Raw genomic sequence first — 12,524 nt, 5'->3', positions numbered from 1 at the left:
TTATTCCCCTGTGTTAATCGGTACGGCTTTGATTAAAAACAACCGAACAACACTGTGGGATTGCTTATTGGTATTACGAAACAACCCACCTAATAAAGGAATATCACCCAATAAGGGTATTTTATTTTGTGATTCAATTTGTTTATCTTGAATGAACCCACCCAAGAGTAAACTTTGTCCAACCCGCAATGTAGCTTGGGTTGAAATATCTGAGTTTTGTATTTCTGGTAAAGGTTCACTGCTACTGATTGATGCCTGTTGTTGTCCATCCTGAATATTAAGGTTAAGTAGGACTTCTTTCACACCATCAGAATCAATCATCCTTGGCGTTACTCGTAATAATGAACCGGATGTTATTGACTCAAGTTTTGCCACCTTATCACCTTGCAGTTTTGTATAAAAAGTCACATTTTTATCTAATACTGCTTGGATATTATTCAAGGTAACTACTGATGGGCGAGATAAAACTCGCGCGCGTGAGTTCTTTTGTAACGCATTCAGGCGCACCATAAAGTTTCCGCTATCCCCTATCACGGTGGAGAATCCATTGGCATTATTTTGAGGTTCCCCACTGTTAAATGAGATACCGGTTCCACCAATGGATGTGGATGCTGACCAATCGATACCAAGCTGACTGATATCCCCGGCATCAACATCAATGATCGTCACCGAAATTTCTATTTGGACAGGCCGTAAATCCAACTGTGTAATCAAACTACGATAAAGCGGCATATTCGCCTGGCGATCGCGAATAATAATCGCATTCTGCCGAGGGTCTGCCGAAAAAAGTGGCGTGCTGGCAGGTACACCCTCTGTTTCCTTTTCGCCCCCCAAAGATAGATGATTACCTGCACTCATTTCTCGTAGCACACTAACAAGGCCCGGTAATTTAACTTGTTGATCCCTATACTGGTAGTTAGAGTCAGCAGCAGAAGCATATTTTAACTGGAAGACTTTCACTGTTTCTTTATTTTGGTTTTGCTCACGAACTTTCGCGGAAAACATTTTAGTCAGAGAACTCACACGCTCAATGCAGACTGGCACCCCCGTAACTTCAATAACATTAAGTTGCGAAATAGCCTTTACAGTACAGTTTTTAGCCGCAGGTACACCACTTTGATTTAGATATTTTATTAAGGAAGCCGTTGACAAGCTTTCAGGAGATATAAGCTCCCTTTTAATAGATTGAGTTTTGTAGAAGTAGAGGATATCACCGTCATAATACCAAGTAATATTGTATAGCCCAGCCAGCTCGGACAATATTTTCTCGGGTGTTTTATCCCGTATTTTGCCACTAAATTTTTCAGTTATTTCTGGGCTAACGAACACAGGAATTCCATAATTTACCCCTAGATCCTGTAATAAATGAGTGACCGTCATACCTCGACTATAAATAAAAAAAGGTTCACCTTGCCAAGGAATATCTTTCCCATTGACTTGAAAAATAAAAAAAAACAATATTAAGCCAGCAATTTCTTTCATACAGCCACCTTGCTGACATCTATTTTATGTTCACTTAGAATACGTTTTTTAGGTGCTTTAAGTGGAGTTACCAATGAGCTAAAGATATCAACTAACTCATTGATTTTATGCAGTTTTATTGATAATTTATGATGTTCATCATCAATGTTTATTCTGTCACTAATAGTATGCCGATACCAAAGCCACCAATCGTTACTCTTAAGTTGTAATGCAAAGTCTTGCGTATCCTCAAGAGCCATTAACATGAGAGAAATATAATAAATCGTCGAGTCGGATATCATTTTTTTTTCAATAAAAAAAAGCCCAATACAAATAGAATGGTCATAATCCATCGCTTTGGCAGGGATACCATTCAATGTAAAGTGCATAATTTGAGTATCTGATAAATTAATATCTTTAATTAACGCCTGCATTTTCAATATTTCTAACATTGACAATAACTCCAGCAACACCACGATTCAATTATCCTCTATAATCAAATCTCCGTTATAAGGTTAAAACCTGATTTACTCATAATTCATAATTCATAATTCATAATTAAACGAATCTATAACGAGCAGTAATGAAATCAGTGTAATTCTTGATATCATTTTTAGGCTGTGGCGTACTAAAAAAAACAGTCAGGTGACTTCATGGAAAATTCATCATCACTCGTCACTCGATTGACATTCTTACTCGGTATAACCTTAACGGCTATTTGGCTAATTTCAATTGCCACAACAGCATTCTTTTCATATGAAGATATACGTCAACGGTTAGTAAATGAATTAACACACATGGCGTCATTACGCGCAGATTTAAGCAATTACCAATTTGAAGGGGCTGAACGGGATGCTATCTCGCTGATCAACCGTCAAACTCATCATCAAATGAACTGGGGATTCCCTATACCGCTTAAAGGCGAGAATATGAATAATACTCTCGTTAACTCAATAATATGTAATACCCCACAGTCGAAGCATGACCTTCAAGTAACACAGGCTTATGGCACTTCAGGTCAAACCTATTATCTTGATAGTTTTACGATTAAAAGAAATCAGGGGATTACAATATTTAAACCGCAAGACGCATCTAACGATTATTTGCAGCAACGCCGCAAAGAGCTAATTTTACTCCCTGTGTTTCCCACCCACGATAATATTTTTTGGGGTGCACCCACGTATACAAAAAAAAGTGGCTGGCATGTTTCTGTTGCCGCCTGTGATCAAGAAGGTTCGTTAGCCGGATTCTCATTAAAACTAAATGAATTAGTCACTAATAATCAATCAATTGAGCAGAGAGACATTAACTTATTGCTGGATAAGAATGGTGAGTTATTACCTCTTTATCAACAGAATATACCGTCAAACCAGTTATATGAAATTCTCCGTCAGTTGAAAAATAATCCCTTACATGATGGTTGGCAACAAACACCAGATTATTTAGTGCTAAGAACTCAGCTGAAAGGCCCTGGCTGGCAACAATTAGTTATTTATCCACGAATAGGTTTTGCCTGGGAAGCAGCAAAGCCCTCATTGCATCAACTCCCTTTTGCATTAGCTATTTTGCTGTTACTCACCCTGGCGCTTTCTTTATTACTACGATATTACCTGGCTATTCCCTTATGGAATTTTGTCAATATCATTGGTGCCACTGGCCCACATGCGATGGAGCCGAGATTACCCGTTAAACGCATGGATGAATTAGGTCATATTGCTCGTGCTTACAATAATTTACTAGATACATTGAATGAGCAATACGACACACTAGAAATGAAAGTAAAAGAACGTACACTGGCATTAGCAAAATCGAAATTAGTCGCCGAGCAGGCAAATCATCGTAAGAGTATTCATCTAACAACAATAAGTCATGAAATTCGTACTCCCTTAAATGGAACTCTAGGTGCAGTCGAATTATTACAAAATACCTATCTAACACCTGAACAATATCGGCTAGCAGAAACGGCTAGCCAGTGTTCGCACTCATTGTTGGCGATAATTAATAATCTTTTGGACTTTTCGCGTATTGAGTCTGGACAATTAACACTGTCCCAAGAGAAAACGGCGTTATTACCTTTGCTGGATCAGGCAATGTTAACTGTTCACAGCCAAGTTCTCAGTAAGTCTATTGCTCTCTCTACTTATGTCAGCTCAGATATCCCTCTAGAGCTTGAGCTGGATAGTCAGCGCCTAAAACAGATCCTGATTAACCTATTGGGCAACTCGGTTAAATTTACACAACAAGGAAGTATAAGCCTCACTGTTGAACGCAAAGGCCAACAACTCTGCTTTACTGTTGAGGATACCGGCTGTGGCATTGATTTACAGGATCAACAGAAGATATTCCGCCCTTTTATTCAGACTTACGACCATAGGCAAGGGACGGGCCTGGGACTGACTATTGCGGATAATCTGGCCAAAATGATGGGGGGGCACATTACGCTTTACAGCAAACCAAACTCTGGGAGCCGTTTTTCATTAACTCTGCCGTTTAATGGAATAACCCCCGCGATGCCTTTTAAGGGGGAATTCTATGCCCCCCTCTCACCATTACAGACGCAATTATCTGCTTGGGGTATAACCTGCCAATCGAAAAATAACCAATCTAACTCCCTCCCATTGACGCTGTTGGCGGAGAAAGAATTATGTTACTTACCAGGCCGTTTATATACCAAAGTAAAACAGTATTTGGATAATAAAAGACACGCTACTCCTTACCTGCCAGAAATACGACATACTCTCCCGCTACAACCTTGGCATATGAATATATTGCTGGTCGACGATGCAGAAACTAATCGTGATATTACTGGTATGATGCTGCGGCAATTGGGGCATAACATTACGCTGGCGGAGAGCGGCGAAGTGGCGCTGCGTATCGGGCAGAGTCAACATTTTGACCTGGTGCTGATGGATATTCGCATGCCAGGCATGGATGGCCTGATGACAACTCAGCGCTGGCGTAATGATGCAATTAATCTGGATAACCGCTGCATGATAACAGCGCTTAGTGCGAACACTAACCCTGACGAAAAAATAAGGGCTTATCATGCAGGGATGAATCATTATATTTCTAAACCCGTCACATTCAGTCAATTAGCTAAGGTTCTGGATCTGACGGCACAATTTCAACTCGAACGTGGGATTAATCTCACTCCACAAATAACTACGCCCCAACCATTATTGAATCTAGCTGACGGCTCACTTCGATTGAAAATATTAAAATCACTACAAGACTTACTGCAACAAGCAAGAAACTCGCTTACTCATACCCCCACATTATCAGACTGTCTTCACACTCTAAAAGGCTGTGCCGGGCAAGCAGGATTAATTGAATTGCAAGACGCCGTTATCCAACTGGAAATAGCCATTGATACTAAGAAAGTAATTACACAGGAAGATATTACCCACCTCGAAGAGATAACCCATTGGCTATTTCAGCCACAAGGCCCCGTGGCACTATTTAAATTATCAGGTAAAGGATTCACTTTATGAACACAAAACTATTAATTGTCGATGATCATGAGCTGATTATTAATGGCATTAAAAATATGCTTGTTGCTTATCCACGCTATCAAATTGTCGGCCAGGCAGATAATGGGTTGGATGTGTATAACTTGTGTCGTCAAACCGAGCCAGACATTGTCATTATCGATTTAGGACTACCCGGAATGGATGGTCTTGATGTCATTATTCAGCTTCTCCGCCGCTGGCCCACCATGAAGATCTTGGCATTGACTGCTCGTCATGAGGAGCATTACGCCAGCAGAACACTCAATAATGGTGCGCTAGGGTATGTTCTGAAGAAAAGCCCACAGCAAATCTTGCTGGCAGCTATTCAAACTGTCGCTGCGGGTAAGCGCTATATTGACCCCGCACTGAATAGCGCCTTACTGAGTAAATTGGCTCAAGGTGGTGAGGCTAATCAAACCATCTTGACGCCACGCGAGCGACAAATATTAAAACTGATCACCGAAGGTTCATGTAATCGTATTATCGCAACTCAACTTTCGATCAGCCAGAAAACCGTTGAAACCCACCGCCTTAATATGATGAAAAAACTGGATGCACATAAAGTCGCGGAACTGATTCACTGGTCATATCGCTTAGGTTTAAATGAATAATGTCCACGAATTAACTACATGCTCATCTTTGGTCGGAACGCCCAATAAAAACCCCCCTGTTAGTCTCGCTCCAACAGGGGGGTTTTAACTGATAAGTAATTTATGATAGGTAGCTATTTTGGGCTGCTAGCTATTTTTGACAAATAATAAAGGGCTTAACCGCTAGCTTTGAACCGGTATCTGTTTCGGCGCAAACAATGCCTTCTCATAAGCCAGGGCTTTCTTATCATCAAACTGATTTTCCCACTTGGCGATTACCAGCACCGCTAATGCATTCCCTACCACATTCAGTGCGGTACGTGCCATATCCAGAATACGATCAACGCCAGCAATAAAGGCCAAACCTTCCAATGGAATACCGACACTGCCTAATGTCGCGAGTAAGACAACAAAAGAGACGCCCGGAACACCGGCGATGCCCTTTGAGGTCACCATCAAGGTCAACACCAGAATAATCTCTTGCCCAAGGGACAGCTCAATACCGTAAAGTTGGGCAATAAATATCGCCGCAATACTTTGGTATAACGTGGAGCCATCCAGATTAAATGAATAACCGGTCGGTACCACAAAACTGGTAATCGCTTTTGGCGCACCATAAGCTTCCATTTTTTCGATAATTCGTGGCAATACAGTCTCAGAACTGGCCGTGGAATAGGCCAGAATCAACTCATCCTTCAGAATTCGAATTAATGTCCAAATGCGCAACTTACATAATCGGGCTACGGTACCTAGCACCACCAATGCAAAGAACAGGATGGCGGCGTAAACCAGAACAACTAACTTGGCGAGTGGAATAAGCGATGCAAAACCAAAGTTGGCGACGGTCACCGAGATCAAACCAAACACCCCGATAGGCGCATAACGCATAATCATGTGTGTGACTTTGAACATGCTTTCAGATACAGCTTTAAACACATTCAACAGTGGTTCTTTGGTTTCTTTTGGCAATGAAGACAGCCCTAAACCAAACAACACTGAGAAGAAAATAATTGGCAACATATCGCCTTTTGCCATAGAGGCAAAGACATTGGCAGGGATCAGCGACAAGATAGTACTAACCAAACTGTGGCTACCACTTTGCACTTGTTCAGTGGTTTTTTCATATTGGGAGATATCAACCACGGTCAACGCAGACATATCAATACCGTGCCCTGGCTGGAACACATTCGCCAAGGTGATCCCGACAATAATAGCAACAGTAGTGATCACTTCGAAATAGATGATGGTTTTTAGGCCAATTCGCCCAAGCTTCTTCGCATCACCAACACCTGCGATGCCCACTATCAAGGTTGAAATAACAATCGGCACTACAATCATTTTAATTAAGCGAATAAAAATATCGCCCGCTGGGCTTAAAATATTACTAACTAACCACTCTCTTGATTCAATTTGGCTATGCAGAATTGCACCAACCAAAATACCCAACACCAGTGCAATGAGTATTTGCCAGGCCAGACTTATTTTTAAACTTTTCATACCCTAAAAATTCCTCAAAGCATTCAATAAAAGGCAAGTTACCAAGTACCTCAAATAGAATACTTAATCATTAAATACGGGGCTATAGTTGATGAAACCTGTGGTTCAGCCTCCCGCCAGCCGTCCACGTTATAAATCAGTATCATTTCCAGGCACTCCTCTGCAAGCCTTGTTTACACTAAGCCTACATCAGACCTGCGCCGGGTTTCGGTGAAAATAATCATTAATTCCCAGTAAATATTTGTTATTTAAAAAGTAAAATTCATCAATAGCAAATAACAGCTTAACTGGGTAGTAGGAAAAATGAGCGAAATTAAATTACTGTATAATCCATTATTATGTTTGGTTTTATGCTTTATTTTGTTTGTATTTTGTTAAAACCGATTGCAGTAATTCTCCGCCTATTTGGGATATTACACAACCAAATCTGGCTTTTATTAAGAAAATTCTCAAAAGATAATTAGAAAAATAAAGATATTAAAATGCATATTTATGCCATTCATAATTTTATTTTTAATGGCATATTTCAATCTGAAATATATATAATTTTTTAATTACAGAAAAATATTAGAATAATATTTCTCATTCAGATGTAAATTAATACATTATTTTCTAGTTAACCATTAATACCATATCGTGTTAATCACGCTGCGTTAATATCCCTGATCAGGTAAGCCTGTCAATATCCCCTTTTCATACTGAAAATGAGCCGATGAGCACATTTTCTTTCCTTTATAGCATGTCCAGATAGTGCCTCTTCTATCATTAAGATATCGATTCACCACTCAGCGCATTAAGTAAGTCTCTAAATCAACATCTTTTATGCGTGATCTGCCGCCCAAAAAAGAAACAAAACATCCATTCACACTATAACTAACTATTTATTGACATATTATTAACAATCTCAAGGAGAATGATAATGAGCCAAATACATAAACACCCTATTCCAGCTGCAATTGCAGAGCATGCCCTGATAAATCCAGAACAATATCATCAATACTATCAACAATCAGTGCAGAACCCAGATCAATTCTGGGGTGAACATGGCAAGATTATTGATTGGATTAAACCGTATAAAACGGTGAAGAATACCTCTTTCGACCCCGGTCATGTCAGTATCCGCTGGTTTGAAGACGGCACATTGAACCTTGCGGCAAACTGTCTAGACCGCCACTTGGCAGAGCGCGGTGATCAGACCGCGATTATCTGGGAAGGCGATGATCCTAATCAGTCTAAAACCGTTACCTACAAACAACTTCACCATGATGTTTGCCAGTTCGCCAATGTGCTGAAAAAGCTGGGAATCAAAAAAGGTGATGTTGTCGCTATCTATATGCCAATGGTGCCAGAAGCTGCTGTTGCGATGCTGGCTTGTGCTCGTATTGGTGCCGTTCACTCAGTGATTTTTGGTGGGTTCTCACCTGATGCTGTCGCTGGCCGTATTATCGACTCTAACTCAAAACTGGTGATTACTGCCGATGAAGGCATCCGTGCTGGCCGTGCAATTCCACTGAAAAAAAATGTCGATGAAGCACTGAAAAACCCTGCCATTACCAGTATCAAGAATGTTGTTGTATTCCAACGTACCGGTAATACCGGTTATTGGAAAGATGGACGAGACCTATGGTGGCATGACCTGATTAAAGACGCCTCGCCCGACTGCCCGCCTGAAGAAATGAATGCAGAAGATCCTCTATTCATCCTTTATACCTCCGGGTCAACCGGTAAACCGAAAGGGGTATTACATACCACTGGCGGTTATTTGGTTTACGCCGCACTCACTTTTAAATACGTTTTTGATTATCACCCTGGCGATATCTACTGGTGTACCGCAGACGTTGGCTGGGTTACTGGCCATAGCTATTTACTGTATGGCCCACTGGCCTGTGGTGCTATTACCTTAATGTTTGAAGGTGTGCCGAACTATCCCGGTGTCAACCGCTTGGGTCAGGTCATTGATAAACATCAAGTTAACATTCTGTATACCGCACCAACCGCTATCCGCGCTTTAATGGCCGAAGGTGACAAAGCCATCGAGGGGACTAAACGTACTTCGCTGCGCATCATGGGGTCAGTTGGCGAGCCTATCAACCCAGAAGCATGGGAATGGTATTACAACAAAATCGGTAACAGCAAATGCCCGATAGTTGATACCTGGTGGCAGACTGAAACCGGTGGTTTCATGATAACGCCGCTCCCCGGTGCTACGGAGCTGAAAGCAGGTTCCGCGACTCGCCCATTCTTTGGGGTTCAACCGGCGCTGGTAGACAATTTGGGTAATCCACAAGAAGGTGCAGCCGAAGGTAATTTGGTCATCACCGACTCGTGGCCGGGCCAGGCCCGAACTTTGTTTGGCGATCATGACCGCTTTGAACAAACCTACTTTTCAACCTTCAAAGGCATGTATTTCAGTGGTGATGGCGCGCGTCGTGATGAAGATGGCTATTACTGGATAACTGGCCGGGTTGATGATGTTCTGAACGTTTCAGGCCACCGTCTGGGCACCGCCGAAATTGAATCAGCGCTAGTTTCGCACCCAAAAATTGCCGAAGCCGCTGTTGTGGGTGTTCCGCACAATATTAAGGGACAGGCAATTTATGCCTATATCACCTTGAATCATGGCGAAGAACCCACGCCAGAGCTGTATACCGAGGTACGCAATTGGGTGCGGAAAGAAATTGGCCCAATCGCCACACCCGATATCTTGCACTGGACTGACTCACTGCCAAAAACGCGTTCGGGAAAAATCATGCGCCGGATTCTGCGCAAAATCGCGGCTGGCGATACCAGCAACTTAGGGGATACCTCAACGCTCGCCGATCCGGGTGTCGTAGAAAAATTACTGGAAGAAAAACAATCAATGCAAGCACCGTCGTAAATTATGCCGCCTGCGGGCGGCACCTTATTTAATGCCTCAAAGGAGAGACTCTGATGAATGACAACATTTATCAAGAGATTGAAAATAACCCGCGTTTCAAAGAGTTGGTGCACAAGCGCAGCCGTTTTGCCTGGCTACTGTCGCTGATTACCTTGGCGCTGTATGTCGGTTTCATTTTCCTTATAGCTTTCGAACCACAATGGCTCGGCACCCCACTATATGCAGGTGCGACCATTACTCGCGGTATTCCTGTGGGCGTGGGCTTGATTATTATTTCTTTTGTTCTTACAGGTATTTACGTTATTCGTGCTAATGGCGAGTTTGACCGTCTGACGGCAGAAATTCTTCGTGAGGTGAAGCAATGAAGACTCGCCATTGGTCCGTACTTTCCCTATTAGCTCTGCCAGCGCTGTCACAGGCAGAGGCAATTACCGGCGAAGTTCAACGCCAACCACTTAATATTGAAGCAATTGTGATGTTCGTGCTGTTTGTCGGCGCAACACTCTATATCACCTACTGGGCATCAAAACGCACCCGTTCACGTGGCGATTATTACACTGCGGGTGGGCGTATAACGGGTTTCCAAAATGGTTTGGCGATTGCCGGTGACTTTATGTCTGCGGCCTCATTCCTCGGTATTTCCGCATTGGTCTATACCTCCGGTTACGATGGTCTGATTTACTCCATCGGGTTCCTCATCGGGTGGCCAATCATTCTATTTCTAATCGCTGAACGCCTGCGTAACCTGGGCCGCTATACTTTTGCCGACGTAGCATCTTACCGGTTAAAACAAAGACCTATCCGGACATTATCTGCCTGTGGCTCATTAGTCGTCGTGGCTTTATACCTGATCGCACAAATGGTTGGCGCAGGTAAGTTAATTGAGTTGCTATTTGGTTTGAACTATCACGTAGCCGTAGTGTTGGTGGGCCTGCTGATGGTGCTGTACGTCCTGTTTGGTGGCATGCTGGCCACAACATGGGTACAGATAATCAAAGCGGTATTGCTACTGGCTGGTGCATCATTTATGGCTATCATGGTCATGAAATCGGTTAACTTTAACTTCAATACATTATTCAGCGAAGCCGTTAAAGTTCACCCTAAAGGTCTATCAATCATGAGCCCTGGGGGATTGGTATCTGACCCGATATCGGCCTTGTCCCTTGGACTGGCATTGATGTTTGGTACTGCCGGTTTACCACATATTTTGATGCGATTCTTCACCGTAAGTGATGCCAAAGAGGCCCGTAAAAGTGTGTTCTATGCAACAGGCTTTATCGGTTACTTCTACATATTGACCTTCATTATTGGTTTTGGCGCAATCCTGTTAGTCGGCCCAAACCCAGCCTTCAAAGATGCCGCTGGCGCATTGTTGGGCGGCAACAATATGGCCGCAGTTCATCTGGCTGACGCTGTAGGCGGTAGCTTCTTCTTAGGCTTTATCTCAGCAGTGGCTTTTGCAACTATCCTGGCAGTCGTCGCCGGCCTGACATTGGCGGGTGCATCTGCGGTTTCTCATGACCTTTATGCCAGCGTCATCAAGAAAGGCAAAGCAAATGAGCGCGATGAGTTGAAAGTGTCTAAAATCACCGTCGTGGTTTTAGGGCTTGTCGCAATCGGCTTAGGCATTCTGTTTGAAAAACAAAATATTGCCTTCATGGTCGGTTTGGCATTCTCCATTGCAGCCAGCTGTAACTTCCCCATTATTTTCATTTCGATGTATTGGGAAAAACTGACTACGCGCGGCGCAATGATTGGAGGCTGGTTAGGGTTACTGACTGCGGTGATCCTGATGATTTTAGGCCCAACTATCTGGGTCAAGATCTTAGGGCATGCAGAACCAATCTATCCATATGAATACCCAGCATTATTCTCAATGATAGTGGCATTTGTCGGGATCTGGTTCTTCTCCATCACAGATAACTCAGTTGAGGGCCAGCAAGAGCGCCTGCGCTTCAAAGCCCAGTTTGTACGGTCACAAACTGGCTTGGGCGCCTCTCAGAGTAGTTCTCACTAATCCTCATTATTCACAAAAGGCCCTAAGGGGCCTTTTTTATGGTTTTAGCCAGCAGTCCAACCATAATAAATCATATTTTCTATTCTCGGTAAAAGGCATGCCCCAATGCCAGGCAAGTCGGATATCCAACTGTGACTCTGCATTTTGTGAGCGACAAGCATGTACTTGGTTACCCAAGTATTCTGTCAGCTTAGTGATAAGCTATGGCTGAATCCCGGTATAAGTGATTCATATTTCATTAAATCGCGACCAACTTTCCGATATAAAAAAAGCCCTCTGCGCAGCAGAAGGCTTTTCTCTTTTTCTTTTCCACATAGCAAAAACCCCACGCTTTTGGCATGGGGTCTCGGCTTTATTTGATGCCTGGCAGTGTCCTACTCTCGCATGGGGAGACCCCACACTACCATCGGCGCTACGGCGTTTCACTTCTGAGTTCGGCATGGAATCAGGTGGGTCCACCGCGCTATGGCCGCCAGGCAAATTCTGTTTCAATTAACCCGCTATGCAATATCACACAGCCAGCCAATCCAATCTCGGAACTTCGCTGAAAATCTTAATTTCTCTCAAATCAC

8 protein-coding genes and 1 rRNA gene are annotated in these 12,524 nt (G+C 42.9%); 5 read left to right on the top strand and 4 right to left on the bottom strand.

The window, feature by feature from the left end:
* A complete protein-coding gene (locus tag OVO64_RS18735; protein ID WP_120011004.1) occupies positions 1-1,482 on the bottom strand; it encodes an EscC/YscC/HrcC family type III secretion system outer membrane ring protein in 1,482 nt (493 codons plus the stop codon).
* Entirely contained in the window at positions 1,479-1,913 is a 435-nt protein-coding gene (locus OVO64_RS18730) for a hypothetical protein (protein WP_145509674.1), read from the bottom strand. The genes OVO64_RS18735 and OVO64_RS18730 overlap by 4 nt, the downstream gene beginning before the upstream one ends.
* Positions 1,914-2,114: 201 nt before the next feature.
* Between OVO64_RS18730 and OVO64_RS18725 the strand changes: the two genes are divergently transcribed.
* Complete coding sequence (locus OVO64_RS18725; protein ID WP_267248942.1) at positions 2,115-4,952, top strand: two component system sensor kinase; 2,838 nt, start codon at positions 2,115-2,117, stop codon at positions 4,950-4,952.
* A complete protein-coding gene (locus OVO64_RS18720; RefSeq protein ID WP_038637077.1) occupies positions 4,949-5,581 on the top strand; it encodes a two component system response regulator in 633 nt (210 codons plus the stop codon). The genes OVO64_RS18725 and OVO64_RS18720 overlap by 4 nt, the downstream gene beginning before the upstream one ends.
* Before the next feature lie 162 nt (positions 5,582-5,743).
* Here OVO64_RS18720 and gltP read toward each other — a convergent pair whose 3' ends face one another.
* Positions 5,744-7,057 carry a glutamate/aspartate:proton symporter GltP gene (gltP, locus tag OVO64_RS18715; RefSeq protein WP_038637080.1) on the bottom strand — a complete coding sequence of 438 codons (1,314 nt, stop codon included), beginning with the start codon at positions 7,055-7,057 and terminating at the stop codon, positions 5,744-5,746.
* A 919-nt stretch (positions 7,058-7,976) separates the two neighbouring features.
* Here gltP and acs point away from each other — a divergent pair.
* From acs to actP, 3 genes are read left to right on the top strand one after another with little or no spacing between them, the layout of a single operon-like run.
* The gene (gene acs, locus OVO64_RS18710) at positions 7,977-9,935 is read left to right on the top strand and encodes an acetate--CoA ligase (RefSeq protein ID WP_038637082.1); all 1,959 of its coding nucleotides are present in this window, start codon (positions 7,977-7,979) and stop codon (positions 9,933-9,935) included.
* Between the two features lie 53 nt (positions 9,936-9,988).
* Positions 9,989-10,300, top strand: coding sequence for a DUF485 domain-containing protein (locus OVO64_RS18705; protein WP_004391748.1), 312 nt, complete (start codon positions 9,989-9,991; stop codon positions 10,298-10,300).
* Positions 10,297-11,952, top strand: coding sequence for a cation/acetate symporter ActP (gene actP / locus OVO64_RS18700; protein WP_038637084.1), 1,656 nt, complete (start codon positions 10,297-10,299; stop codon positions 11,950-11,952). Before OVO64_RS18705 ends, actP begins: the two co-directional genes overlap by 4 nt.
* A gap of 361 nt (positions 11,953-12,313) precedes the next feature.
* Here the strand turns inward: actP and rrf are convergent.
* A 5S ribosomal RNA gene (rrf, locus tag OVO64_RS18695) occupies positions 12,314-12,429 on the bottom strand.
* Positions 12,430-12,524 lie beyond the last annotated feature (95 nt).

Origin of the sequence: Yersinia sp. Marseille-Q5920, assembly GCF_946902935.1 — a bacterium.
GTDB classification, from domain to species: domain Bacteria; phylum Pseudomonadota; class Gammaproteobacteria; order Enterobacterales; family Enterobacteriaceae; genus Yersinia; species Yersinia rochesterensis.
The sequence above is the reverse complement of the archived record's forward strand: the minus strand, read 5'-3'. Positions and strand labels throughout refer to the sequence as shown.

What these genes read in the sequence shown, in the direction of transcription:
- acs (WP_038637082.1), top strand. Translation starts at nt 7,977, where the DNA reads ATGAGCCAAATACATAAACACCCTATTCCAGCTGCAATTGCAGAGCAT.
- gltP (WP_038637080.1), bottom strand. Translation starts at nt 7,057, where the DNA reads ATGAAAAGTTTAAAAATAAGTCTGGCCTGGCAAATACTCATTGCACTG.
- OVO64_RS18705 (WP_004391748.1), top strand. Translation starts at nt 9,989, where the DNA reads ATGAATGACAACATTTATCAAGAGATTGAAAATAACCCGCGTTTCAAA.
- OVO64_RS18720 (WP_038637077.1), top strand. Translation starts at nt 4,949, where the DNA reads ATGAACACAAAACTATTAATTGTCGATGATCATGAGCTGATTATTAAT.
- OVO64_RS18730 (WP_145509674.1), bottom strand. Translation starts at nt 1,913, where the DNA reads ATGTTAGAAATATTGAAAATGCAGGCGTTAATTAAAGATATTAATTTA.
- OVO64_RS18735 (WP_120011004.1), bottom strand. Translation starts at nt 1,482, where the DNA reads ATGAAAGAAATTGCTGGCTTAATATTGTTTTTTTTTATTTTTCAAGTC.
- OVO64_RS18725 (WP_267248942.1), top strand. Translation starts at nt 2,115, where the DNA reads ATGGAAAATTCATCATCACTCGTCACTCGATTGACATTCTTACTCGGT.
- actP (WP_038637084.1), top strand. Translation starts at nt 10,297, where the DNA reads ATGAAGACTCGCCATTGGTCCGTACTTTCCCTATTAGCTCTGCCAGCG.